The organism is Streptomyces sp. SCA2-17, assembly GCF_044336695.1.
The window spans coordinates 1,242,474-1,267,770 of the sequence record NZ_CP117521.1; the positions used below are offsets into that span (position 1 = coordinate 1,242,474).

Below are 25,297 nucleotides of genomic sequence, written 5' to 3' on the forward strand. Positions count from 1 at the left end.
GCCGCCCTCCAACCTAATTGATCTGCGGCCGGTTCGAGCGCAACGCGAAACGGCACCCACGAGGGGTGCCGTTTCGTCAGATCTCGCCGCGGAGCTTCGCGAGCGCCTCGGCGAGGATCGCCTCGCCGTCGGCGTCGCTGCGCCGCTCCCGGACGTAGGCGAGATGGGTCTTGTACGGCTCGGTGCGCGGCGGGTCCGGCGGATTGTCCCGGTCCTGACCTGCCGGGAAGCCGCAGCGCGGGCAGTCCCACGTGTCCGGCACCTGTGCGTCGCTGGCGAAGCTCGGCTGCGTCTCGTGCCCGTTAGAGCACCAGAAGGAGATGCGGAGGCGCGGCGCGGACTCGCCCCGCTCGGCCTCACCCATCGGCCCCGCTCCGACCCGGCTTCCCCGGATCGCGTTGCCACTTGCCACGGTCGTAACTCCCTGCGTAATGGTGCTGCGGACCGTCTGAACCGACGGCTCCGCTGCGGGCGCCCCAGTCTACGTAAGGCCCAACGCGCGTCCAGTGGCAGGAGTTACAGCCCGGCCGTGTGGACGCGACCCCAATGATAGGCCGCGTTCACGACGGTACGTCAGCTATCGAGCTTCATCAGCAGGCCGAGTGCGACGATGCACGCGAACCAGAGCAGCCCGACGACCACGGTGATGCGGTCGAGGTTGCGCTCGGCGACGGAGGAGCCGCCGACGGAGGACTGCATGCCACCGCCGAACATGTCGGACAGGCCGCCGCCCTTCCCCTTGTGCATGAGCACCAGCATCATCATCAGCACGCTGAAGATGATGAGGGCGATCGAGAACCCCATGACCACGGCTGGACCAACTCTCTCGGACGGTGAACGGTGAGGGGCCGGGCGGCACGGAATGTGCCGGTCCCGGCCCCGACAGGGTACGACGAGGAGCGTTCCTCGTCATAGCGCTGCTACTGGTCGCGGAAGCGCACGATCTTGACGAAGTCGTCCACGTCCAGCGCGGCGCCGCCGATCAGGGCACCGTCGACGTCGGGCTGCGCCATGATCGCGGCGATGTTGCCGGACTTGACGGAGCCGCCGTACTGGATGCGGATCTTGTCGGCGACCTCGCGGCCGTAGAGCTCGGTCAGGCGGCCGCGGATGGCCCCGCAGACCTCCTGGGCGTCCTCGGGCGTGGCGACCTCGCCGGTGCCGATGGCCCACACCGGCTCGTAGGCGATGACGATGCTCTCCGCCTGCTCGGCCGGGACGTCCTTGAGGGCGCCGTCGACCTGCGCGAGGGTGTGCGCGACCTGGGCGCCGGCCTTGCGGACGTCCAGGCCCTCGCCGACGCACAGGATCGGGGTCAGGCCGTGCCGGTAGGCGGCCTTGACCTTGGCGTTGCAGAGCTCGTCGGTCTCGCCGTGGTACTGGCGGCGCTCGGAGTGCCCGATCGCCACGTAGGTGCACTTGAGCTTGGCGAGCATGGCGCCGGAGATCTCGCCGGTGTAGGCGCCGGAGTCGAACGCCGAGACGTCCTGGGCACCGTACTTGATCTTCAGCTTGTCGCCGTCGACCAGCGTCTGCACCGAGCGGAGGTCGGTGAAGGGCGGCAGGACGGCGACCTCGGTGCCGTCGTAGTCCTTGTCGGCGAGCGCGAAGGCGAGCTTCTGGACGTGGGCGATGGCCTCGAGGTGGTTGAGGTTCATCTTCCAGTTGCCCGCCATCAGCGGGGTACGTGCACTCACAGTGGTTCAGTCCTCCAGTGCGGCGAGGCCGGGGAGCGTCTTGCCCTCGAGGTACTCGAGGCTGGCGCCGCCGCCGGTCGAGATGTGGCCGAAAGCATTCTCGTCGAAGCCCAGGATGCGCACGGCGGCGGCCGAGTCGCCACCGCCCACGACGGTGAAGGCCTCGCTGTCGAGGAGGCCCTGGGCGACGGCCTTGGTGCCGTTGGCGTAGTCGGGGTGCTCGAAGACGCCCATCGGACCGTTCCAGAAGACGGTGCCGGCGTCGGCGAGCTTCGAGGCGTAGAGCTCGCGCGTCTTCGGGCCGATGTCCAGGCCCTCCTTGTCCGCCGGGATGGCGTCCGAGGCGACGAGCTCCGGGTTGGCCGGGGCCTTGGTCTTCAGGTCCGGGAAGTCGGCCGAGACCAGGACGTCGACGGGGAGGACGAACTCCACGCCGCGCTTCTCGGCGCGGGCCAGGTACTCCAGGCAGACCGGGATCTGGTCCTCCTGGAGCAGCGAGATGCCGACCTCGTGGCCCTTGGCCTTGAGGAAGGTGTACGACATGCCGCCGCCGATGAGGATGCGGTCGGCCTTCTCCAGCAGGTTGTCGATGACACCCAGCTTGTCGGAGACCTTGGCGCCGCCGAGCACGACCACGTAGGGGCGCGCGACGTCCTCGGTGAGCTTCTTCAGGACGCCGACCTCGGTGGCGATCAGGTCGCCGGCGGCGTGCGGCAGGCGCGCCGGGAGGTCGAAGACCGAGGCGTGCTTGCGGTGCACGGCACCGAAGCCGTCGCCCACGTACAGGTCGGCCAGGGACGCGAGGGCGTCGGCGAAGGCGCCGCGCTCCGCGTCGTCCTTGCTGGTCTCGCCCGCGTTGAAGCGGAGGTTCTCCAGCAGCGTGACCTCGCCGTTCGCCAGTGCGGCGACGGTGGCCTTCGCGCTGTCGCCGACCGTGTCGGTGGCGAACGAGACCTTCTTGCCCAGGATCTCGCCGAGCCGCGTCGCGGCCGGAGCGAGGGAGAACCGGGGCTCCGGGGCGCCCTTGGGACGGCCCAGGTGGGAGGCGACGATCACCTTGGCGCCCGCGGCGGCGAGCTTGGCGATCGTCGGTGCGACGGCGCGGATGCGGCCGTCGTCGGTGATGGTGGTGCCGTCGAGCGGCACGTTGAGGTCGGCGCGGACGAAGATCCGCTTGCCTTCGACGCCGTCCTGGATGAGTTCGTCGATCGTCTTCATACGGTGACTCCGGTGGCTTCCGTAGTGCGGGCCCCTCCCAGCATCCAGCTGGGGGACAGTCATGGGACGGGGCCCGCACGACGCTCCATCGCGTCGCACGAGCCCCGTCCCCTACATCCCGATGCCTGTGATCGTACGATCAGCGGGCAGTGAGATCAGAGCTGGCCGCCGACGAAGACGGTCAGGTCCACCAGGCGGTTGGAGTAGCCCCACTCGTTGTCGTACCAGCCGACGACCTTGACCTGCTTGCCCTGGACCATCGTCAGCTGCGAGTCGAAGGTGCAGGAGGCGGGCCAGTTGACGATGTCGGAGGAGACGATCGGGTCCTCGGTGTACTCGAGGATGCCCTTGAGCTGACCCTCGGCGGCCTTCTGGAAGGCGGCGTTGATCTCTTCCTTGGTGGTCTCGCGGTCGAGCTCCAGGACGAGGTCGGTGACCGAGCCGGTCGGGACCGGGACGCGCATGGCGATGCCGTCCAGCTTGCCCTTCAGCTGCGGGAGGACCAGGGCGGTGGCCTTGGCGGCACCGGTCGAGGTCGGGATGATGTTCTCCGCGGCGGCGCGGGCGCGACGCAGGTCGGAGTGCGGGAAGTCCAGGATGCGCTGGTCGTTGGTGTACGCGTGGACCGTCGTCATCATGCCCTTGACGATGCCGAAGGTCTCGTCGAGGACCTTGGCCATCGGCGCCACGCAGTTGGTGGTGCAGGAGGCGTTGGAGATGACGTGGTGGTTGGCCGCGTCGTACTTGTCCTGGTTGACGCCCATCACGATGGTGATGTCCTCGTTCTTGGCCGGAGCCGAGATGAGGACCTTCTTCGCACCGGCGGCGAGGTGCTTGGCGGCGTCCTCGCGCTTGGTGAAGATGCCGGTGGACTCGATGACGATGTCGGCACCCAGCTCGCCCCAGGGCAGGTTCGCCGGGTCGCGCTCGGCCATCGTCTTGAAGGTCATGTCGCCGACAGTGATCGTGTCGTCGGTGTGGCTGACCTCCTGCTTGAGACGACCCAGGATGCTGTCGTACTTCAGCAGGTGCACCAGAGTGGCGTTATCGGTGAGGTCGTTGACACCGACGATCTGGATGTCCGCGCCCTGCTCCAGCAGCGCGCGGAAGTAGTTGCGACCGATACGGCCAAAGCCGTTGATGCCTACGCGGATCGTCACGAACCGATCTCCTCGTTGGTGTGCCGGACTGTCCGCCGGCGGGCTGTATTGGGATGTCCCCGACCACCACCGACCCTACCTCTAAGAAGGGAGGGACGTGACATTGGCGTCACTGGGCCTCTGAGGCGGCTTCACCCCTTGACAGAGCGCAGGGCTGCACTAATGAGCGCGGACCTTTCGGCGGGGTCCGGGACGTGCTGGAGACCGAATCCCAGGAGCACCGTGGCGGGGGTGGAGACGGCGGCCGCGCGGCGTGCGCCGGCCGACGCCGGGCAGGATTCGTCACGGAGCGTGACGGCGGTCCCGGTGCACGGAGTGCCCGTTGGGCCGTTCGTGTACTCCCCCGCGGCGGCGCTGCGGAACTGCGGGAAGCCCGCCGGCGGCAGTTCGTCGGAGACGGGGGTGTACGTGCCCGCGCCGTCGACCCGGTCGCCGGGGGCGTCGCCGAGGCGGACGGCGGTGCCGGCGAGGGCGCCGGCCCCGGTGAAGCGCGCGGGGGCGGGCTGCGGCGCCCGGCTGCCGGCGCCCAGGTAGTACTGGCTGAAGTCGTTCGTCTCGGCATCGCCGACGACGGCGTAGCCACCCGCCTGCTTGCCCGCGGCGACGAGCTTGCCGCCCTCGTTGACGAAGTCCCGCACGGCCAGCAGGGTGGCGCCGCCGGGCCGGTTGTCGCCGGAGTACCAGAGGACGCTCTTGAAGTGGCCGAGCACGCCGAGCGCGTGCGGCGCGCCTCGGGTGGCGACGTCCCAGACGGCGGCGTCGCGGCCGGCCGCGGACAGGGCGCCGGTGTAGGCGGCGGTGTGCCGGGCGGCGCTCGTGCCGCCCTCGTCGGCGATCACCAGGGTGTCGGCCTCGGGGCGGTGCGCCACGGTGTAGGTGAAGGGTTCACTGGCGGTGGGCTTCCCGTCGTGCGTCCGGCCCGTGTACCAGACCCGGACGCTGGAGCCGGGTTCGGCACCCTCGACGTAGCCGCGGTACTCGGCGAAGCGGATGCTGTCCCGGCCGCCGTAGCGGTCGCCGCCCTTCCAGGCCTCCAGCGGTGCGGAGTGCGTGCGCCCGCCGTCGATGCGGTAGTTGAGGCGGAGTTCGCGCAGGCTCTTGCGGGCGGTGACGGAGACCTCCTGCTCGTCGCCGAGGGCGTAGGAGGTGGTGAAGGCGTCGGGGGTGAAGTCGGGGGCGGTCAGGCCGACGGACGAGCGGGGCCGGTCGGCGCCCTCGCGGTTGACGGCGGTCTCGGCCACGGAGAGCGCGAACGGGATGTTCTTCGCGAACTCCTGCTGGATGAGCTTCTCGTCGTCGGGGAAGCTGAAGGACGACGGGCAGTCGGCCGGGTCCCAGCGGTCATGGGGGTCGGCCTCGGAGGCGGTGCGGCAGGTCGACATCTCCGGGGTGAACATCATCGTGCCGTTGACGTTCGCCGCGTGGCCGTCGGCCTCGCCGTTGGTCGTGTAGAGCTCGGAGGAGACCTGCGGGTGGTAGCCGGGGATCGCGGACTTCTCCGGGGTGCCGGCGAGCGCCTTGTACAGGACGTCGTCCGGGGTGGGCGTGGCGACCTGCCAGCCGACGCCGTAGAGCAGCAGTTCGGCCGCCGAGTGGTAGTTGACGGCGTAGCCGAAGCGGTGCTTCTTCTCGAAGGCGTCGAGCGCCCGCGTCTCCGGCTCGGAGGCGGGCGCCGGGCCGCGGTAGGTCTCGGAGCCCGGGCGGGGGGACGAACCCTCGTTGTCGTAGCCCCACTTGTACGGGAAGTTGCGGTTGAGGTCGACGCCGTCGCCCGGGGCGATCTTCCCGTCGCCGTTGTTGTCGCGCAGGTTCTTGCGCCACAGGCGGGTGGCCGGGCTCTGGAAGGTGTAGTCGTAGCCGTCGGGGTTGGCGGAGAGGACGAACCAGAGTTCGGCGCGGTCCACGACGTCGGTGAGGCGGGCGTCCTTGCCGTAGCCGTCGAGGTAGTGGTGGAGCAGCCGCCTCGTCATCTCGGGCGTGATCCACTCCCGGGCGTGCTGGTTGGACATGTACAGCACGGCGGGCTTGCGGCCGTCGGCCTCGGTGCGGGCGTTCCTGCTGAGCTTCAGGGCGAGGATGTCCTGGCCGCGGACGGTCTTGCCGATGCTCACGACCTTGGTGAGGCCGGGGTGGGCCTTGGCGGTGTCCAGGAGCTCCTGCTGAAGGCCGTTCTTGCCGCTGTACGGGCGGAAGACGCCGTCGCCCGCGGCCTTGAGGCGCTTCTGCGTGCGCTCGGGGATTCGCTTCTCGGTGAGGCCGATGCCGCGTGCGCGCAGGTCACGGGCCTGGCCGGGGGTGAGGTAGAGCTCGACGGAGGCCGCCTTGGTCCCTTGCGGGCGCTCGGCGAGCTCCTGGCCGTCGACGCCGGCCGCGAGCAGCAGCGGCACCTGGTCGGCGGTGATCCGGGCGGTCCAGACGGCCGGTGCGCCGTCATCGTCCCGCGCCGCGGCCGCGGCGGCGGGTTGTGCGTGGGCGAAGGGTGCCGCGGCGAGTCCGCCGAAGAGCAGCGAAGCCGCCGCGAGGACCGATCTCGTCCTGCGTCTCATGAGCCCCCCTTGCTGTTGTCTGCCACGTCAGTGCACGGACGCCAGACTGGAGAGACTGCATGATCATGTCAACGATGCAGAAACAGCCACCCTCCGGCGCCCTGCACGGCACCGGGGTGGCTCGAACGTGAGGCGGCGGCCGGTCAGCCGACCGTCCAGCAGGCGGCGGCCGGTCAGCCGCCGGCCGGCGGGGAGGGCCGCTCAGCCGGCCATGCCCTCCGCCATCTCCTCGGACAGGTCCGACAGGTCCGAGAGGTTGGACTCGGTGCCGGGGATGCCGAGGTCCTGGGCGCGCTTGTCGGCCATGGCGAGCAGGCGCCGGATGCGGCCCGCGACGGCGTCCTTGGTCAGCGGCGGGTCGGCCAGCGCGCCGAGCTCCTCCAGCGACGCCTGCTTGTGCTCCATGCGCAGCCGGCCCGCGGCGGCGAGGTGCTCGGGCACCTCCTCGCCCAGGATCTCCAGCGCGCGCTGCACCCGGGCGCCGGCCGCGACCGCGGCGCGGGCCGAACGGCGCAGGTTCGCGTCGTCGAAGTTGGCCAGGCGGTTGGCCGTGGCGCGGACCTCGCGGCGCATCCGCCGCTCCTCCCAGGCCAGCACCGACTCGTGCGCGCCCAGCCGGGTCAGCAGGGCACCGATCGCGTCGCCGTCGCGGACGACCACCCGGTCCACGCCGCGCACCTCGCGCGCCTTGGCCGCGATCTGGAGCCGACGGGCCGCGCCGACCAGCGCGAGCGCCGCCTCGGGCCCGGGGCAGGTCACCTCCAGGGAGGAGGAGCGGCCGGGCTCGGTGAGGGAGCCGTGCGCGAGGAAGGCGCCCCGCCAGGCGGCCTCGGCATCGCAGGTGGCGCCGGAGACGACCTGCGGGGGCAGCCCGCGGATCGGCCGGCCGCGGCCGTCGACCAGGCCGGTCTGGCGCGCCAGCTGGTCACCGCCCGCCACCACCCGGACCACGTACCGGCTGCCTCTGCGGAGCCCGCCGGGGGCCATCACCACCAGGTCGGAGGCGTGCCCGAAGATCTCCAGGATGTCCTTGCGCAGCCGCCGGGCGGCGATCCCGGTGTCCAGCTCCGCCTCGATCACGATGCGCCCGCTGACCAGGTGCAGACCGCCCGCGAACCGCAGGATCGCCGAGACCTCCGCTTTCCGGCAGCAGGTGCGGGTGACGGGGAGCCGGGAGATTTCATCCTTCACCGCTGCCGTCATCGCCATGGGCCGATCCTTCCATGCATCCGAAAAATACGGTCGTACGCGGCGGCCAACAGCTCCGGGTCATGGGTCGGGGAGCCGTCGGGCGCGGCGACCGGCGCCAGCTCGACCGCGGCCCCGAGCCGCTTCGCGGCTTCGGTGAGGCTCTCCCGGTCGGGCACGGCGGCCTCGTCGGCCAGCACCACGTCCAGGGCGAGTTTAGGGGCGTGTCGGGCCAAAACCTCCAAATGACGCTGCGGGGAGAAGCCATCGGTTTCACCCGGTTGTGGTGCGAGGTTCAACGACAGCACCCGGCGGGCCTTGGTCTCCTGGAGGGCTTCCAGCAGCTCAGGGACGAGCAGGTGCGGGATGACGGAGGAGAACCAGGAGCCGGGACCGAGCACGACCCAGTCGGCGTCGAGGACGGCGGCGACGGCCTCGGGCACGGCCGGCGGATCTTCCGGGACGACGTGCACGGACTGCACCTCGCCGCGGGTCAGCGCCACCGTGGCCTGGCCGCGGACGGTCGTGACGGCGTCGGGTTCGGCGGGGTCGTGGCCCCGGACGAGCGCTTGCAGCTCCAGCGGCACGGCGGACATGGGCAGCACCCGGCCGTGCGCGCCCAGCAGCTTGCCGACCAGGTCGAGCGCCTGGACGGGGTCGCCCAGCTGCTCCCACAGGGCGACGATCAGCAGATTGCCGACGGCGTGGTCGTGCAGGTCGCCCTCGCTGGTGAAGCGGTGCTTGATCACCCGGGCCCAGGTCTGGCCCCAGTCGTCGTCGCCGCACAGGGCGGCGAGGGCCTTGCGCAGGTCGCCGGGGGGCAGCACGCCCAGCTCGTCGCGGAGCCGCCCGCTGGAGCCGCCGTCGTCGGCGACGGTGACGACGGCGGTGAGGTCGCCGGTGATCCGGCGCAGGGCGGCGAGCGAGGCGGACAGGCCGTGGCCGCCGCCGAGGGCGACGACCTTGGGCTGGGCGCCGCGCTTCGTGCGCCCCTCGGGGCCGCGCACGGCCCGCCCGGGGACGAGGCGGCGCACCCGGTGGAGCCTGGACGTGCGGCCGGTCACTCGCGCCCCATGTCCCGGTGCACGACGACCGTCTCCACGCCCTCGGAGACGAGGCGGTGTGCGAGCTTCTCGGACATGGCCACGGAGCGGTGCTTGCCGCCCGTGCAGCCGACCGCGATGGTCACGTAGCGCTTGCCCTCGCGGCGGTAGCCCGCGGCGATGAGCTGGAGGAGCTCGGTGTAGCGGTCGAGGAACTCCTTGGCGCCGGGCTGGTTGAAGACGTAGCCCGAGACCTCCTCGTTCAGGCCCGTGAAGGGGCGCAGCTCCGGCACCCAGTGCGGGTTGGGCAGGAAGCGGCAGTCCACGACGAGGTCGGCGTCGACGGGCAGGCCGTACTTGTAGCCGAAGGACATGACGGTGGCCCGCAGCTCCGGCTCCTCCTCGCCGGCGAACTGGGCGTCCATCTTGGCGCGCAGCTCGTGGACGTTGAGGCTGGAGGTGTCGATCACCAGGTCGGCGTCGCCGCGCAGCTCGCGCAGCAGGTCCCGCTCGGCGGCGATGCCGTCGACGATGCGGCCCGAGCCCTGGAGGGGGTGCGGGCGGCGCACGGACTCGAAGCGGCGCACCAGGGCGTCGTCCGATGCCTCCAGGAAGATCACGCGCCGCTTGACCTGCTTGGCTGCCAGGTCGGCCAGGGACTCGCGGAGGTTGTCGAAGAAGCGCCGGCCGCGGACGTCCACCACCACGGCGATGCGGGCCACGTTGCCCTGGGAGCGGGCGCCGAGGTCCACCATGGTGGGGATCAGGGCGGGCGGCAGGTTGTCGACGACGAACCAGCCGAGGTCCTCCAGGCACTTGGCGGCGGTGCTGCGGCCCGCCCCCGACATGCCGGAGATGATCACCAGTTCGGGGATGCCCGCCGTCTCGGCCGCCGCATCCGCCGTCGTGCCCGTACTCACCTGTGCTCCGTCTCGGTCGTTCCCGGTCATGCTGCTACCCCCGTCTCACCGACGGCGCCGCGGTCGCGGCCCCGTCCTTCCATACTGCGTGTCCCGTCATTCCCCCGCCTCTTCCATGATCTCGCCCGTCGCCATGTTCACGGCGGGGGCGGGCGGGGCGGCCGCCGCGAGCGCGGCGGCGATCGTCTCGGCGGTCTTGCGACCGATGCCCGGCGTCTCGCAGATCTGCTCGATCGTGGCGGCGCGCAGCCGCTTGACCGAGCCGAAGTGCTTGAGCAGGGCCTTCTTGCGGGTCTCCCCGAGGCCCGGGACCGCATCCAGCGGCCCGGCCTTGAACGTCTTGGAGCGTTTGCTGCGCTGGTAGGCGATGGCGAAGCGGTGGGCTTCGTCACGCACGCGCTGCAAGAGGTAGAGGCCCTCGCTGGTGCGGGGCAGGACGACGGGGTCGTCCTCGCCGGGCAGCCAGACCTCTTCCAGGCGCTTGGCGAGGCCGCAGATCGCCACGTCGTCGATGCCGAGCTCGTCCAGCGCGCGGCGGGCGGCGGCCACCTGCGGCTGCCCGCCGTCGACCACCACGAGCTGCGGCGGGTAGGCGAAGCGCTTGGGGCGGCCGTCGTCGGTCCGAGTGGCCTCCCCGTCGGCCGCCTCGCCGGTTTCGACGGTCTCGACGGCGTTCTCCTCGGACCACTCCCCCGCCTTCTGCTTCTCCAGCAGATAGCGGCGGAAGCGCCGGCCGATCACCTCGTGCATGGACCGGACGTCGTCCTGCCCCTCGAAGCCTTTGATCTGGAAGCGGCGGTACTCGCTCTTGCGGGCCAGGCCGTCCTCGAAGACGACCATGGACGCGACCACGTCCTGCCCCTGGAGGTGGGAGATGTCGAAGCACTCGATGCGCAGCGGCGCCGAATCCAGCCCCAGGGCCTCGGCGATCTCCTCCAGCGCCCGGGAGCGGGTGGTCAGGTCGGAGGCGCGCTTGGTCTTGTGCAGGACGAGGGCCTGCTGGGCGTTGCGCTGGACCGTCGCCATCAGGTCCTTCTTGTCCCCGCGCTGGGGGATGCGCAGGTCGACGCGGGAGCCCCGGCGCTGGCCCAGCCACTGGGCGACGGGCTCCACCGGCTCCGGCAGGGCCGGGACCAGGACCTCCTTGGGCACCGCGTCGCCGCTCTCCTCGCCGTAGAGTTGCTGGAGGGCGTGCTCGACGAGGCCGGCGGTGTCGACGGCCTCCACCTTGTCGGTCACCCAGCCGCGCTGGCCGCGCACCCGGCCGCCGCGCACGTGGAAGATCTGGACCGCGGCCTCCAGCTCGTCCTCCGCGACGGCGATGAGATCGGCGTCGGTGGCGTCGGCGAGGACGACGGCGTTCTTCTCCATGGCGCGCCGGAGGGCCTCTATGTCATCCCGCAGGCGGGCGGCCTTCTCGTACTCCATCTCCTCGGCGGCCTCGTGCATCTGCTGCTCCAGGCGGCGCAGGTAGGCGCCCGTGCGGCCGGCCATGAAGTCGCAGAACTCCTCCGCCAGTTCGCGGTGCTCCTCGGGGCTGACCCGGCCGACGCAGGGGGCGGAGCACTTGCCGATGTACCCCAGCAGGCAGGGGCGGCCGATCTGGGCGGAGCGCTTGAACACCCCGGCCGAGCAGGTGCGCACGGGGAAGACGCGCAGCATCAGGTCGACGGTCTCGCGGATGGCCCAGGCGTGGGCGTACGGGCCGAAGTAGCGCACGCCCTTCTTCTTGGGGCCGCGCATGACCTGGACGCGCGGGAACTCCTCGCCCATGGTGACGGCGAGGGAGGGATAGCTCTTGTCGTCGCGGTACTTGACGTTGAACCGCGGGTCGTACTCCTTGATCCAGGTGTACTCCAGCTGGAGCGCCTCGACCTCGGTGGAGACCACGGTCCACTCGACGGAGGCGGCCGTGGTCACCATCGTGCGGGTGCGCGTGTGCAGGCCGGCGAGGTCCTGGAAGTACGACGAGAGGCGCTGGCGCAGGCTCTTCGCCTTCCCGACGTAGATCACCCGGCCGTGCTCGTCACGGAATCTGTAGACCCCCGGCGAGTCGGGGATCTGTCCCGGCTTGGGTCGGTAGCTGCTGGGGTCGGCCATGTCACACACCCTACTTGCGGGCAGTGACAATCGGCGTCCGCCCGCGGAGGGACCGGCTCCGGCCCCGGCGGGGGGTGGCTGCCGGGGACGGAACCGGGAACTCGGGGCGGATCAGGGTGGATCAGGGCCGATCAGACCTGATCATGAATGATCAGGACGGGTGGGCGGAGACCCGGGCGGACCGGGCCGGGTCAGCGGCGCCGGAGCCTGCGGCGCGCCACCACCGCCCCCGCGCCCAGGAGCAGGGCCGTGCCGCCGGCCGCCGCCGCGGACGCCGTGGTCAGCGGGCCGGAGCCGGCCTGCGGCGCGGGGGCCGCCTGCTGCTCGGTGGCCGCGGCCGGCTCCTGTCCGTAGCCGCCCGCCTCCCCCTTCTTCGCGTACGCGGAGCCCGGCAGCTTGTCGCCGTACGCCTTGTGGACCCGGGCGCGGTAGCCGTCGAGCGTAGTGCCCTGCGCGCCCACGGCCCGGACGGCATCGTCGTCCAGCGGCAGGACCCGCTCGCCGCGCTGGACGTACCACGCGTCGATCTGGGGCTCACGGAAGACGGTGCCGCCGCTGAGCTTCCGCTGTCCTTCGGCGGCGTAGCGCGTCTCGTCGTCACCGGTGGCGATGTTGACGACCTTCCAGTCGCTCCCGGTGCGCGCGGTCCACACCGACGCCTTCTGACCGTCGGAGGAGACCGCCTTGCTGGCGAGGAACTCCAGCGTGGCGACGGGGGCGCCGTTCCTGCCCGCCACGAACTCCGGGGAGAGCGTGTAGACGGGCACGGTCGCGCCCTCGATCCTCGGCTGCGCCTTCGCCGCGGCGACCGCACCGTCGCGGGCGAAGAAGCGGGACAGCGTCCCGAGGGTCGTTGCGGAGGCGGCCGCCTCGTGCGCGGCGGAGACTCCGGCGGCGGTGGGGGCCGCGGGAGGCGCCGGGGTGGCGGCGTGAGCGAGCGGGGCGAGGCCGAGGGCGGCGGCGGTGACGGCACCCGCGGCCACCGCACGGGCCGCGTTGCGCCGGGAGTGTTGCCGGGCTGCCTGACGGGTCATCCGGTCGGTCATGTCGTCACGCCCCGATCCGGTAGAGCGAGTGGGTCCAGGAGAAGTTGCTGTTGTTCACGTACCAGTCGTGCGAGGCCCAGTTGTAGCGGTTGCTGGAGGGCCAGGGGTCGCCCCAGTACACGAACCCGCTCGCGTCGTCGTAGCCGTAGAGGACGTGCATGTGACCGCCGCCGGAGGACCACTGGATGCGGGTCTCGATCGGCCTGTTGCCGTTGACCTCGCTCTGGACGGTCGGGTAGCGCAGCCAACCGGTCACGTACGAGCCGGGGTTGATGCCGGCCCACTGGAGGGCGGTCTGCACGTTGCCCAGCGTGGCCTGGTTGTTGGGGCATTCCGTGCCCTGCTGGCGGCGGAACGCCGCGTTGCAGAACTGGTTCTGGGTGTAGTTGCGCCCGAACCAGGTGGCGATGGTGTTGCCGGAGGCAGCCCAGCACCAATTGCTCTTCTGCTGGGCCTGCATGGTGATGTTGAGCTTCTTCGAGGCCTGCAAGGACGCGTGGTCCGCGCCGGCTGCCGACGCCGTGGTGGGGACGGCGAGCAGCGCGGCCGCGACGACGGCTGCGGTGGACAGCCGTCTGCCGCGTATGCGGGCCTTTCCGGGCTTGTTCAGTTGTGCCGATGCACGGGACATGGACGTTCCTCCCGAGGCGGGGGGTGGTGATGGAGGCGCGTCCGGACGCTGGTGAGGAGCATCAGGGAGTTGTCAGTGAATGGTCAACCGGCTTCAATGCTCGGTGAGCCGACGGTGTGAACGAGGCGTACCGGATGTGAACGTCCGTTGCCCGGCCATGCGGATCACGGCGGTCCGGCGGGCCCCGCCGCATTCACCGCTTGTGAATATTCACAGAGCACAAGGGGTGGGAACGGATGGCACGCACACGGCACGGCGGGGGCGCGCCGGACGGCCACGCGGCCGAGGCCGAGCTGGCCCGCGCCCTGCGCACCGGGCCGTTCCACGTGGCGCTGCGGACGGCGCTGAGCGTGCGGGGGCTCGCGCTGCACCGGGTGCAGCGCCGGCTCGCGCAGCGCGGCGTGCACATCGGCGTGACGAGCCTGAGCTACTGGCAGCAGGGGGCGCGGCGGCCGCAGCGGCCGGAGTCGCTGCGGGCGGTGCGGGTCCTGGAGGAGGTCCTGGAGCTGCCCGCCCACTCCCTCACCCGGCTGCTGGAGCCGGTCGCCCCGCGGACCGGCGCCGAGCGGCCGGCCGCGCGCTCGTACCGCTCGCTGGTCGAGGAGTCCCGCGCGCTGGAGCGGCTCCTCGCCGAGCTGGACTCGCCCGCCGACGGCGGCCTGCACACCGTCTGCCACCTGGAGCGGGTCCGCATGGGAGCCGGCCGGGAGCTGCGGGGGCGCGACTCCCACCACGTGGTGCGCGCCCACCGGGACGGCGTGGACCGCTACCTCGCCATCCACCACGGGGACGAGGGCTGCGATCCCGGCCGGGTGGCCGTGCGGGCGAGCGAGAACTGCCGCGTGGGGCGCGTGCGGTGGCACGCGGCGGCCGGTGTCCTGGTGGCCGAGCTGCTGTTCGACACCCGGCTGCGGGCCGGGGACACCCACGTCTTCGGCTACGGCTTCGACGACGGCACGGCCGGGCCGGGCAGCGAGTACGTGCGCGGCTTCAGCTTCGCCGGCGGGCAGTACGTGCTCCAGGTGCGGTTCGACGCCGCCGCGCTGCCCGCGCGCTGCCTGCGCTTCACCCGCAGCTCGGCGGTGGCGCCCCGCGGCGGCCTCCAGGAGCTGACGCTCGCCGGGCGCCACCGCATGGTCCACCTGGTGGAGCCGTCGGTACGGCCGGGACTCGTGGGGATCGCCTGGGACTGGGAGTGAGGCCCGCCCGGCGAGGGACTACGCCTCCGGGCCCGCGATCAGCTTGCCGCCCGTCGAGCGGACCGGCACGGACGGCAGCGGGTCGCCGGCCGGGCCCTGGAGGACCTTGCCGGTGTTCGCGTCGAACTCGCTGCCGTGGCAGGGGCAGCGGACCTTGCCGTTGTCCACCTTGTCGGCCACGCAGCCCGCGTGCGTGCACACCGCGCTGAACGCCTTGTACTGGCCCTGCACGGGCTGCGAGACGATCAGCCGCTGCTCGCGGAAGAGCCGCGCCTGGCCGACGGGGACGTCGGCCGCCGGGCCGAGCTCCACCGGCGCCGTGGGCACCGCGGCGGCCTTGGAGCCGGTCTTGCCGTCGCAGGCGGCCGCGCCCAGCCCGGCGACGCCCGCGAGCGCGGCGCCCCGGAGCACGGTGCGCCGCGACGCACAGGGGGGCTCGGCGGGGCTCTGCGGGGACGAGGGGGTGCTCATGGGGGCTCCAGCGCTGGACTCACGGTGACTGCGCACCGACCTTACCCGGCGCCGGAAGCCTCCCCGCGGGGTGGCCGGGCGGGCTCTTCGGGAGAAGGGCCCGCCCGGCCACCGGCGCCGGAGGTGATCAGCTCCGCCGCGCCGCGGCCTTCTTCCTGGCCGCCGGCTTCTTCCGCGGCAGCGGGACCGCGTCGCTGACCCGGTCCCCGAGGAGCTCCCGCAGGAACTTGCCGGTGTGGCTGGACGGCACGGACGCGACCTCCTCGGGCGTGCCCTCGGCGATGACGAGGCCGCCGCCGTTGCCGCCCTCGGGGCCCATGTCCACGACCCAGTCGGCGGTCTTGATGACGTCGAGGTTGTGCTCGATGACGATGACGCTGTTGCCCTTGTCGACCAGGCCGGACAGCACCGAGATGAGCTTGTTGATGTCCTCGAAGTGCAGACCCGTGGTGGGCTCGTCCAGGACGTAGACCGTGCGGCCCGTGGAGCGCTTCTGGAGCTCGCTGGCGAGCTTCACGCGCTGGGCCTCGCCGCCGGAGAGCGTCGGCGCGGACTGCCCGAGGCGGACGTAGCCGAGCCCGACCTCGTTGAGCGTGCGCAGGTGGCGGGCGATGGTGGGCACGGCCTCGAAGAAGGACAGGGCCTCCTCGATGGGCATGTCCAGCACCTCGGCGATGGACTTGCCCTTGTAGTGCACCTCCAGGGTCTCCCGGTTGTAGCGCGCGCCGTGGCAGACCTCGCACGGCACGTACACGTCCGGCAGGAAGTTCATCTCGATCTTGATGGTGCCGTCGCCGGAGCAGTTCTCGCAGCGGCCGCCCTTGACGTTGAAGGAGAAGCGGCCGGGCAGGTAGCCCCGGACCTTGGCCTCCATCGTCTCCGCGAAGAGCTTGCGGACGTGGTCGAAGACGCCGGTGTACGTGGCCGGGTTGGACCGCGGCGTCCGGCCGATGGGCGACTGGTCGACGTGGACGACCTTGTCGACCAGGTCGTCGCCGTCGACGCGGGTGTGGCGGCCGGGCACGGCCCGGGCGCCGTTCAGCTCGCGGGCGAGGTGGGTGTACAGGATGTCGTTGACCAGCGTGGACTTGCCGGAGCCGGAGACGCCGGTGACGGCCGTGAGCACACCGAGCGGGAACGAGACGTCGATGTCCTGGAGGTTGTTCTCACGGGCGCCGCGGACGGTGATCCGGCGGCCGGGGTCGACGGGGCGGCGGACGTCCGGTATGGCGATGGCCTTCTTGCCGGAGAGGTAGTGCCCGGTCATCGACTCCTTGTTGCGCAGGAGCTCCTTCAAGGGGCCGCTGTGCACGACCTTGCCGCCGTGCTCGCCGGCGCCGGGGCCGATGTCGACGACCCAGTCGGCGACCTTGATGGTGTCCTCGTCGTGCTCGACGACGATGAGGGTGTTGCCCATGTCGCGCAGGCGGACGAGGGTCTCGATCAGGCGGTGGTTGTCGCGCTGGTGGAGGCCGATGGAGGGCTCGTCCAGGACGTAGAGCACGCCGACGAGGCCGGAGCCGATCTGGGTGGCGAGGCGGATGCGCTGGGCCTCGCCGCCGGAGAGGGTGCCCGCGGCGCGGTTGAGCGAGAGGTAGTCCAGGCCGACGTCGACGAGGAACTTCAGGCGCTCGTTGACCTCCTTGAGGACCCGCTCGGCGATCTTCTTCTCGCGGCCGGTGAGCTTCATGTCCCGCAGGAAGTCGGCGCACTCGCTGATCGACATCGCCGAGACCTCGGCGATGGACCGGCCCTGGACGGTGACGGCCAGGACGATCGGCTTCAGGCGCGTGCCCTCGCAGGTCGGGCAGTCGACCTCGCGCATATAGCCCTCGAAGCGCTCGCGGCTGGCGTCGCTCTCGGCCTCGGAGTGGCGCCGCTTGACGAACGGCACCGCACCCTCGAAGGCCGTGGTGTACGCGCGCTCGCGGCCGTAGCGGTTGCGGTAGCGCACCTCGATCTGGGTCTTGTGGCCGTTGAGGAGGGCCTTCTTGGCGCGCGCGGGCAGCCCCGCCCAGGGGATGTCCGTACGGAAGCCGAGGGCGTCGGCGAGGGCGTCGACCAGGCGGCTGAAGTAGTCCTTGGTGTGGCCGTGCGACCAGGGGCTGATCGCACCCTCGTCCAGCGACTTCTCCGGATCCGGGATGATCAGCTCGGGGTCGACCTCCATGCGGGTGCCGATGCCGGTGCACTCGGGGCAGGCGCCGAAGGGCGAGTTGAACGAGAAGGAGCGCGGCTCCAGCTCCTCGAACGACAGGTCGTCGTAGGGGCAGTAGAGGTGCTCGGAGTACATCCGCTCGCGCTCGGCGTCGTCCTCGGGGAGGTCGACGAAGTCGAGGATGACCATGCCGCCGGACAGGCCCAGGGCCGTCTCGACCGAGTCGGTCAGGCGGCGCTTGGCGCTGTCCTTGACGGTGAGGCGGTCGATGACCACCTCGATCGTGTGCTTCTCCTGCTTCTTGAGCTTGGGCGGCTCGGAGAGCTGGATCGTCTCCCCGTCCACCCGGGCCCGGCTGTAGCCCTTGGTCTGGAGGTCGGAGAAGAGGTCGGCGAACTCGCCCTTGCGCTCGCGCACCAGCGGCGAGAGCACCTGGAAGCGGCTGCCCTCGGGGAGCTCCAGCACCTTGTCCACGATCGCCTGCGGCGACTGGCGGGAGATCGGGCGGGCGCACTCGGGGCAGTGCGGCTTGCCGATGCGGGCGAAGAGCAGCCGGAGGTAGTCGTAGACCTCGGTGATCGTGCCGACGGTGGAGCGCGGGTTGCGCGAGGTCGACTTCTGGTCGATGGAGACGGCCGGGGACAGGCCCTCGATGAAGTCCACGTCGGGCTTGTCCATCTGCCCGAGGAACTGCCGTGCGTAGGAGGAGAGCGACTCGACGTAGCGGCGCTGCCCCTCGGCGAAGATCGTGTCGAACGCGAGGGACGACTTGCCCGAGCCGGAGAGCCCCGTGAAGACGATCAGGGAGTCGCGGGGGAGGTCGAGCGAGACGTTCTTGAGGTTGTGCTCGCGAGCGCCACGGACGATGAGACGGTCAGCCACGCCGGTCGGCACCTTTCTTGAGAACGATATCGATGGGGTCCGCTCCTGCGGTCGCCTTCGGGAGCGCTTCCCGGGAGCGGTTCTTGCGGGCGGATCCTGGGGCGGTGAGGCGCGCGCCCCCGGTCCAGGGTAGGGGGGCCGCCGCGTTGATGTCGGATGCGATGCCCCACCGAGCCTATAGCACGCACATTCGATTTACGGCCGGAGTGCGAGACCTTCACCCGGACGAGTGGCGGCGCTATCGTCTGCCGCATGATCGATCACGTGCGCGACCTGGCATCTGTACGCGAAGCGACCGACCGCTTCCTGAGCGCAGCCGGAAAGCTCGACGACGAAGCCGTCGCCGGGCCGTCCCGGCTCCCGGGCTGGACCCGCGGCCATGTACTGGCACACATCGCGCGCAATGCCGACGCGCTCGTCAACGTCCTGGCGGACCGCCCCATGTACGCGAGCAGCGAGGCCCGCGACGCGGACATCGCCCGGGACGCCGACCGGCCCCTGGACGTCCATCTCGCCGACCTGCGCGAGAGCGCCGCGCGGCTGAGCGCCCAGGCCGCCGTTCCCGCCGACTGGACCCGCACCGTCGTCATGCGCAACGGCGTGACCGACCAGGCCGCCCGCGTCCCCTTCCGCCGCTGGATCGAGCTGGAACTGCACCTGGTGGACCTGGACGCCGGCTACGAGCTGGCGGACCTGCCGGAGGAGTTCACCGGCCGGGAGATCGCCTTCCTCGCCGAGCGCTGGTCGGGCCATCCGGAGGTCCCCGCCGTCACGCTCGTCGCCGACGACGGCAGGAGCTGGCGCACGGGCGGCACCGCGGAGGGCACATCGGTCACCCTCACCGGCCCCCCGGCGGCCCTCCTGGGGTGGCTCGCGGGCCGCGGCGACAAGGGTGCGGCGCTGGACACGGGCGGCGCCGCGCTGCCCGCCCTTCCCCCGCTTTAGCGGGGGTGGAGGAAGAGGGTGAAGGCATAGGCTGGCGACATGACGTACAGCGGAGCGGTGAAGGTCGGCGGACCGGCGGACGTGCACGAGCTGACCGACCTGATGATTTCGAAAGTCGCGGTCGGCCCGATGGACAACAACGCCTATCTGCTGCGCTGCCGCGCGACGGACGAGCAGTTGCTGATCGACGCGGCGGCCGAGCCGCACACCCTGATCAGCCTGATCGGTGACAGCGGCATCGCGTCCGTGGTCACCACGCACCGGCACGCCGACCACTGGGGAGCCCTGCGCGAGGTGGTCGACGCCACCGGCGCCACCACCTACGCGGGCCGCGAGGACGCCGAGGGCATCCCCGTGCCGACGGACGTTCCGGTGAGCGACGGGGACGTCATCCGCGTCGGCCGCGTGGAGCTGACCGCCCGCCACCTCGTGGGCCACACGCCGGGCAGCATCGCGCTGGTCTACGACGACCCGCACGGCCACGCCCACGTGTTCACCGGGGACTGCCTGTTCCCGGGCGGCGTGGGCAACACCCACAACGACGCGAAGGCGTTCGCGCGCCTCCTCGACGACGTGGAGACGAAGCTCTTCGGGCAGCTGCCGGACGAGACCTGGGTCTACCCCGGCCACGGCGCGGACACCACGCTGGGCGCCGAGCGGCCCCACCTCGGCGAGTGGCGCGCACGCGGCTGGTGACGCTTGGCGCTCCCCGGACACGAGCCCCGGAAGCCCCGGGCATGGGCCCCGGAACGAGTGGTGCCCCGGGCCGGGGGCCGCGGGGCACGAGTGAGGGGGCATGCAGTGAGGCCGTCCATCCAAATTCCTCCGGATGCGGCGGCCTCATCTCTTAAGCTACTCCCCTTCGAGCCGGATGGCTATACCTACGCAAATCCGGACGAAAAAACTTTGCGACTCCCCCGCGCCCCCCGTAGCGCGCCCATACGCCCGTTGCCTCCCTGCCGGCTGGATGTTGGTTATTACATGCACCCGCAGCACACCGCGCCGCACCGCGCGCCGTCCATGCCGCGCCTGGCGCTCGCCGCCATGACCGGCACCGCCATCGAGTTCTACGACTTCTACGTCTACGGCACCGCCGCCGCGCTCGTCCTCGGCCCGCTGTTCTTCCCCACCGCGTCGCCGCTGCTCGGCACCCTCGCCGCCTTCGGCACCTTCGGCATCGGCTTCCTCGCCCGCCCGCTGGGCGCGATGCTCTTCGGGCACATCGGCGACCGGCACGGCCGCCGGCCCGTCCTCATGGCCTCCCTGCTGCTGACCGGCGTGTCCACGGTCGGCGTGGGGTTCGTCCCCGCCTACGACACCATCGGCGTCGCCGCGCCCCTGCTCCTGCTCGTCCTGCGCTTCGCGCAGGGGCTGGGACTCGGCGGCGAGTGGGGCGGGGCGGTGCTGCTGACCGGGGAGCACGCCCCGGCGCACCGCCGCGCCCTGTGGACCAGCTTCCCGCAGCTCGGCGCGCCGGTGGGGTTCCTGCTGGCCAACGGCCTCGCCCTCGCGCTGTCGGCGGGGCTCTCCGAGGCGGGCTACCTGGCCTGGGGCTGGCGGGTGCCGTTCTGGGGCGCGGGCCTCATGGCGGCGGCGGGCCTGCTGCTGCGCTCCCGGCTCCCGGAGACGCCGCAGTTCCGCGCGCTGGAGGCCACGGACACGCGGGCCGACCTGCCGCTCGCCGAGCTCCTGCGCGGCCACTGGCGGCCGGTCCTGCTCATCGCGGGCGGGCTCTCCCTCGTCTACGCCGTCCACTACGCGATGAGCACCTGGGCCCTGGCCTACGGCACCGAGCGGCTGGGCGTGGGCCGCACGGTCATGCTCGGCTGCATCATGGCGGGCGTCGCCGTCTCCACCCTGCTCATCCCGCTCTTCGCGCTGCTGGGCGACCGCTACGGGCGGCGTTCCCTGTGCCTGGCCGGCAGCGCGGGCCTCGCGCTGTGGATGGTCCCGCTGATGGGCCTGCTGCACACCGGGCGGCCGGTGTGGATGACGCTGGGCTTCGCGGGGGCGGCGGTGCCGTTCTCGGCGGTGGTCGGCGTCGTCGCCGCCTACCTCCCGGAGCTGTTCGAGACCCGGGTGCGCTGCACGGGGGCGGCGGTCGGCTACAACCTGGCCGGGGTGGTGGGCGGCGGCCTCACGCCGGTCGTGGCGACGGCGCTGGCGCAGGGCTCCGGGCCGCCCTGGGCGGTCGCCGGCTATCTCGTGGCCGTCTCCCTCGTCAGCCTGGGGTGCTTCGCCCGGCTGCCCGAGACCCGGCCGGACACGGCGCCCGGACCAGCGCCGGAAGCCGCCCCCGCCTGAGCGGGGACGGCCTCCTGAGGCACGCGGCGCCGGCGCCGTCAGATGCGGGCGGCGTCCTTGGCGTCGCCCGCGCCCTCGGCGTCGCCCTTGCCCTCCGGAGCGGCCTCGGCTGCCAGGGCGTCCGCCTCCGCCTGCTTCCGCGAGGCACGGAGGCTGGTGAGGGTGGTGACGACCAGCACCGCGCAGATGACGCCGAGGGACACCGGGATGCTGATCTCCGGGACGGCCACGCCGTTCTCGTGCAGGGCGTGCAGGACGAGCTTGACGCCGATGAAGCCGAGGATGACCGACAGGCCGTACGAGAGGTGGACGAGCTTCTTCAGCAGGCCGCCGATCAGGAAGTACAGCTGGCGCAGGCCCATGAGGGCGAAGGCGTTGGCGGTGAAGACGATGTACGGGTCCTGGGTCAGGCCGAAGATCGCGGGGATCGAGTCCAGGGCGAAGAGGACGTCGGTGGTGCCGATCGCCAGCATGACGATCAGCATCGGCGTCATCAGGCGCTTGCCGTTCTCCACGACGAAGAGCTTGGTGCCGTGGTAGCGGTCGGTGGAGGGGAAGCGCTTCTCGACCAGCTTGAGGAAACGATTCTCCTCGAACTCTTCGTCCTCCTCGCCGGCGCGCGCCTCCTGGATGAGCTTCCAGGCGGTCCAGATCAGGAAGGCGCCGAAGAGGTAGAAGACCCAGGAGAAGTTGGCGATGATCGCCGCGCCACCGGCGATGAACACGGCCCGCAGCACGAGGGCGATGAGCACGCCGACCATCAGGACGCGCTGCTGGTAGATCGGCGGCACCGCGAACTTCGCCATGATCAGGACGAAGACGAAGAGGTTGTCGACGCTCAGCGACTTCTCGGTGATGAAGCCCGCGAAGAACTCGCCGGCCGGCTGTCCGCCGCCGAAGACCAGCAGGCCGAGACCGAAGAGGCCGGCCAGGGCGACCCAGACCGCCGTCCAGATACCGGCTTCCTTGAGGGAGACCTCGTGCGGCTTGCGGCCTCCGATGAAGAAGTCGGCGGCGACGAGGGCGCAGAGACCAAGGATGGTCAGCGCCCACAGGGTCAGGGAGACGTCCACTGTTCCTCCGGTACGTCGTACGGGGCGTACGGCAGTCCTCAAAACGGTACAGGAAGACCCAAGGAACAGTAAAGGAAATACCAAAAGCCCAGCTCGGCGCCGCTTTACCTGCTAAATGCCGTATGCCTGCCGCGCCTGCCCCACCCGTTGCAGCACCTGCCGTACGACGTCGCTGCCGGCCGGCACGAGCGACGGCTCGTACGTCCAGGTGTGCCCGACCCACGGGTCGGCGAGGTGGTCGTCGGGGACCGGTGTGATCCTCAGCAGGGCGCGCCAGAGCGGATCGAGCACCGGCCCGTACCCGCGGGCGTCCTCCCGGTCGGCGACCATCATCAGGTGCACCCCGACGGAGGGGCCCTCGTCCGCGAGGTAGCGCAGCTGGTTGACCGCGCGGTCGTCGAAGCCGTGCGGGAAGTCGTTGACGATCAGCAGCTGCTCGGCGGTGTCCACGTCCGGCGGGAGGGAGTCGGCGGCGCCGCTGCGCACGGCCATCTGCACCAGGTCGACGCGGCGCGTCAGCCGCTGGAGCAGCGTGGAGACGCCTTGCGCCCCGGCCGCGGGCGGCTCCTTGAGCGCGCCGGTCTGCAACAGCGGCGCAAGGGCCGTGCCGGCCGAGCCCGCCGGATCGATGACGTGCACGGTGAAGTCCCCGACCGGGTACACGGCCAGCAGCCGCGCCGCGTGGGCGACCGCCGTCTCCATGGCGAGGCGGCGCAGCTCGGTGGTGTCCAGGACCGCCGATTCGAACCCGGTGGGGCGGCCGCTGTCGATCCACAGGCCGCGCTCCAGGGGCAGCCGCACCAGCATGGGGATGCGCAGGCCGGTGCTCTCCGGCAGGTGCAGATCGCCCAGGCGCAGGGCCATGGGGGTCTCCAGCGGCACCTGGTAGCCGTGCCAGACGGGGTTGTCCCAGCGGGCGAAGGCGGGCGGCAGGGCGTGCTCGACGACCTCGGCTTCGGCGGTGAGCTGGGTCAGGTCCCGGTCGAGGACGGCGCGGGCCTGCTCCACCAGGCTCGCCTGCCGGGCGCGGGCCTCCGCGCGGGCCGCGTCGGCGGCGGGGCCGACCCGGGTGGCCGGGTCGGAGAGCACCTTGTCGAGCTCCTGTTCCAGGCGGGACTCCGCGAAGTCGACGGCGCTGCGGTAGGCGGCGGCGGAGCGGGCCAGGTCCTCGAACATGCCCCACACCTGGTTGTAGAGCCGCTCGTCCATGGTCCAGCCGTTGGCGTCGCCGGCCACGGGGCGCGGCGGCTGCCCGGGCTCGGCGGGCGGGGCGGCCGGGGCGGGCGCGGGGGGCGTGGCGGTGGCGCGGCGGGGGTGGCGGTAGTCGACGGGCCCGCTCCCGGCCGCGGGGCGCTGCGGCGCCGGCTCCGGGGCGGGGCGCGGGGGCGCGGCGTCCGGAGCCGTGCGCGGGGGCGGCGGCGCGACGGCGCGGGCCATGCCGCGGGTGACGGCCTCGTTGATGGCGGCGGCCGTCTCCAGGGCCCGCTCCAGGCCCTGGTCCTGGAGCATCGCGGCGAGGCCGCCCGCGTAGCCCTGGCCGACGGCGCGCACCTTCCAGGCGTCCTGCCTGCGGTACAGCTCCACGGCGACGACGGCGGACTCGGCGCCGAGGTCCGTGATCGTGTACGTGGCGATCTCCGCCCCGTCGAGCTCGGTGACGGCGACGAACGGGGCGGCCAGCGCCCCGAAGGAGGTGGGGCCGCCGGCTCCGGTGGGGAGCGCGAGCAGCACGTGGACCCGGTGCACGCCGTCGGGGAGGGCGTCCAGGTCGACGGCGAGCCGGTGGTCGGCCGCGGCCTGCCGGGAGACCTCCAGGCCGGGCAGGCGGTGGGAGGCGGGGTGCGCGATGCGGTCGGCGCCGGACACCGTGCCGTCCGCACCGGCGAGCGTGGCGCCCGCGATGACGGGGCCTCCCGCGGAGACCCGGATCTCCAAGCGGGTCCCGGACAGCGGGTGGTTCTGCCCCCGCACCAGCTCGGCCGTCATTGCTTGCGCCCCCTAGGTGTTCGTGCTCGTTCTGCGCTTGTCGTGCCCGCGGGCCCGGCGGAAGCGCTCTCCGCCGGGCCCGGGATGTGCTGTCAGGACGCGTGTGCCTACAGGCTCGGCAGGATCGACGGCATGAGGTCCTGGAAGGTCTTGCCGTTGGCCGGCGTGCCGATGGCGGTCATCGCCCAGCCGCTGCCGGAACGGTGCACCTTCGCCATGATCTGCGCGGTGTACGCGCCGCCGCCGTCCAGGGTGTAGCGGGCGAGCTCCTGGCCGTTGGTCTCGTCGACGAGGCGGCAGAAGGCGTTCTGCACCTCGGAGAACGTCTGGCCGGTGAAGGAGTTCACCGTGAAGACGATCTGGTCGATGTGCACGGGAACGCGCTGGAGGTCGACGAGGATGGCCTCGTCGTCGCCGCCGGTGCCGGCGCCGCCGACCAGGTTGTCACCGGTGTGGCGGACCGAGCCGTCGTCGCTGACCAGGTGGCGGAAGAACACCACGTCCACCGGCTGGCCGCCGGCGAACAGCACCGCCGAAGCGTCGAGGTCGATCTCCCTCGTGCGCGACCCGAACAGTCCGCGGCGGGGGGCGGCCTGCCAGCCCAGCCCCATCCGCACGGCGGTCAGAGTGCCCCCGTCCGCCTTCTGCAGGCTGATGCCCTGGCCCTTGGACAAGTTGACCGTCACGCGCAGTCCCTTCTCGTTCTATCCCCGTGGGCCGGGCGTCCGCA

At 71.9% G+C, this 25,297-nt stretch carries 20 protein-coding genes and 1 pseudogene; 4 read left to right on the forward strand and 17 right to left on the reverse strand.

Annotated features, from left to right (window positions below; all coding sequences use genetic code 11):
• Nucleotides 1-76: 76 nt before the first annotated feature.
• The 12 genes and pseudogenes from PS271_RS05540 to PS271_RS05595 all read right to left on the reverse strand — a co-directional run bounded on the left by PS271_RS05540 (nucleotide 77) and on the right by PS271_RS05595 (nucleotide 13,549).
• On the reverse strand, nucleotides 77-412 hold the full coding sequence (locus PS271_RS05540; protein ID WP_003957010.1) for an RNA polymerase-binding protein RbpA: 336 nt from the start codon (nucleotides 410-412) through the stop codon (nucleotides 77-79).
• Between the two features lie 161 nt (nucleotides 413-573).
• Entirely contained in the window at nucleotides 574-804 is a 231-nt protein-coding gene (secG, locus tag PS271_RS05545; RefSeq protein WP_030366610.1) for a preprotein translocase subunit SecG, read from the reverse strand.
• Between the two features lie 116 nt (nucleotides 805-920).
• Nucleotides 921-1,697, reverse strand: coding sequence for a triose-phosphate isomerase (gene tpiA / locus PS271_RS05550; RefSeq protein WP_364968333.1), 777 nt, complete (start codon nucleotides 1,695-1,697; stop codon nucleotides 921-923).
• 6 nt (nucleotides 1,698-1,703) lie between these two features.
• The gene (locus PS271_RS05555; protein ID WP_398380584.1) at nucleotides 1,704-2,915 is read right to left on the reverse strand and encodes a phosphoglycerate kinase; all 1,212 of its coding nucleotides are present in this window, start codon (nucleotides 2,913-2,915) and stop codon (nucleotides 1,704-1,706) included.
• 155 nt (nucleotides 2,916-3,070) lie between these two features.
• A complete protein-coding gene (gene gap / locus PS271_RS05560) occupies nucleotides 3,071-4,075 on the reverse strand; it encodes a type I glyceraldehyde-3-phosphate dehydrogenase (protein WP_398380586.1) in 1,005 nt (334 codons plus the stop codon).
• A gap of 335 nt (nucleotides 4,076-4,410) precedes the next feature.
• Nucleotides 4,411-6,621 (reverse strand): annotated as a pseudogene (locus tag PS271_RS05565) (M14 family metallopeptidase); the annotation flags it as partial.
• A 201-nt stretch (nucleotides 6,622-6,822) separates the two neighbouring features.
• Nucleotides 6,823-7,830, reverse strand: coding sequence for a DNA-binding protein WhiA (gene whiA / locus PS271_RS05570; RefSeq protein WP_030366605.1), 1,008 nt, complete (start codon nucleotides 7,828-7,830; stop codon nucleotides 6,823-6,825).
• Complete coding sequence (locus PS271_RS05575) at nucleotides 7,821-8,873, reverse strand: gluconeogenesis factor YvcK family protein (protein WP_398380587.1); 1,053 nt, start codon at nucleotides 8,871-8,873, stop codon at nucleotides 7,821-7,823. The genes whiA and PS271_RS05575 overlap by 10 nt, the downstream gene beginning before the upstream one ends.
• On the reverse strand, nucleotides 8,870-9,802 hold the full coding sequence (rapZ, locus tag PS271_RS05580) for an RNase adapter RapZ (RefSeq protein ID WP_030366603.1): 933 nt from the start codon (nucleotides 9,800-9,802) through the stop codon (nucleotides 8,870-8,872). The genes PS271_RS05575 and rapZ overlap by 4 nt, the downstream gene beginning before the upstream one ends.
• A gap of 66 nt (nucleotides 9,803-9,868) precedes the next feature.
• Nucleotides 9,869-11,872 (reverse strand): excinuclease ABC subunit UvrC, encoded by a 2,004-nt coding sequence (gene uvrC, locus PS271_RS05585; RefSeq protein WP_398380588.1) that lies wholly within the window; start codon nucleotides 11,870-11,872, stop codon nucleotides 9,869-9,871.
• 191 nt (nucleotides 11,873-12,063) lie between these two features.
• Complete coding sequence (locus PS271_RS05590; RefSeq protein WP_398380589.1) at nucleotides 12,064-12,906, reverse strand: hypothetical protein; 843 nt, start codon at nucleotides 12,904-12,906, stop codon at nucleotides 12,064-12,066.
• 16 nt (nucleotides 12,907-12,922) lie between these two features.
• Entirely contained in the window at nucleotides 12,923-13,549 is a 627-nt protein-coding gene (locus tag PS271_RS05595; RefSeq protein ID WP_398380591.1) for a papain-like cysteine protease family protein, read from the reverse strand.
• A 236-nt stretch (nucleotides 13,550-13,785) separates the two neighbouring features.
• On the opposite strand from PS271_RS05595, the gene PS271_RS05600 reads away from it, so the two are divergent.
• The gene (locus PS271_RS05600; protein ID WP_398380592.1) at nucleotides 13,786-14,748 is read left to right on the forward strand and encodes a hypothetical protein; all 963 of its coding nucleotides are present in this window, start codon (nucleotides 13,786-13,788) and stop codon (nucleotides 14,746-14,748) included.
• Nucleotides 14,749-14,766: 18 nt separating this feature from the next.
• On the opposite strand, the gene PS271_RS05605 is transcribed toward PS271_RS05600, so the two are convergent.
• The gene (locus PS271_RS05605; RefSeq protein ID WP_398380594.1) at nucleotides 14,767-15,219 is read right to left on the reverse strand and encodes a Rieske (2Fe-2S) protein; all 453 of its coding nucleotides are present in this window, start codon (nucleotides 15,217-15,219) and stop codon (nucleotides 14,767-14,769) included.
• Nucleotides 15,220-15,346: 127 nt separating this feature from the next.
• Nucleotides 15,347-18,259, reverse strand: coding sequence for an excinuclease ABC subunit UvrA (uvrA, locus tag PS271_RS05610; RefSeq protein ID WP_398380596.1), 2,913 nt, complete (start codon nucleotides 18,257-18,259; stop codon nucleotides 15,347-15,349).
• A 252-nt stretch (nucleotides 18,260-18,511) separates the two neighbouring features.
• Between uvrA and PS271_RS05615 the strand changes: the two genes are divergently transcribed.
• From PS271_RS05615 to PS271_RS05625, 3 genes are all read left to right on the forward strand, one after another.
• On the forward strand, nucleotides 18,512-19,204 hold the full coding sequence (locus PS271_RS05615; RefSeq protein ID WP_398380598.1) for a maleylpyruvate isomerase family mycothiol-dependent enzyme: 693 nt from the start codon (nucleotides 18,512-18,514) through the stop codon (nucleotides 19,202-19,204).
• Nucleotides 19,205-19,243: 39 nt separating this feature from the next.
• The gene (locus tag PS271_RS05620; protein ID WP_398380600.1) at nucleotides 19,244-19,900 is read left to right on the forward strand and encodes an MBL fold metallo-hydrolase; all 657 of its coding nucleotides are present in this window, start codon (nucleotides 19,244-19,246) and stop codon (nucleotides 19,898-19,900) included.
• A gap of 324 nt (nucleotides 19,901-20,224) precedes the next feature.
• The gene (locus PS271_RS05625) at nucleotides 20,225-21,508 is read left to right on the forward strand and encodes an MFS transporter (protein ID WP_398386689.1); all 1,284 of its coding nucleotides are present in this window, start codon (nucleotides 20,225-20,227) and stop codon (nucleotides 21,506-21,508) included.
• A gap of 38 nt (nucleotides 21,509-21,546) precedes the next feature.
• Here PS271_RS05625 and PS271_RS05630 read toward each other — a convergent pair whose 3' ends face one another.
• The 3 genes from PS271_RS05630 to PS271_RS05640 form a co-directional block, all read right to left on the reverse strand.
• On the reverse strand, nucleotides 21,547-22,581 hold the full coding sequence (locus PS271_RS05630) for a TerC family protein (protein WP_398380602.1): 1,035 nt from the start codon (nucleotides 22,579-22,581) through the stop codon (nucleotides 21,547-21,549).
• Between the two features lie 111 nt (nucleotides 22,582-22,692).
• Complete coding sequence (locus PS271_RS05635) at nucleotides 22,693-24,567, reverse strand: TerD family protein (protein ID WP_398380604.1); 1,875 nt, start codon at nucleotides 24,565-24,567, stop codon at nucleotides 22,693-22,695.
• Nucleotides 24,568-24,674: 107 nt separating this feature from the next.
• A complete protein-coding gene (locus PS271_RS05640) occupies nucleotides 24,675-25,253 on the reverse strand; it encodes a TerD family protein (RefSeq protein ID WP_398380606.1) in 579 nt (192 codons plus the stop codon).
• Nucleotides 25,254-25,297: the final 44 nt, after the last annotated feature.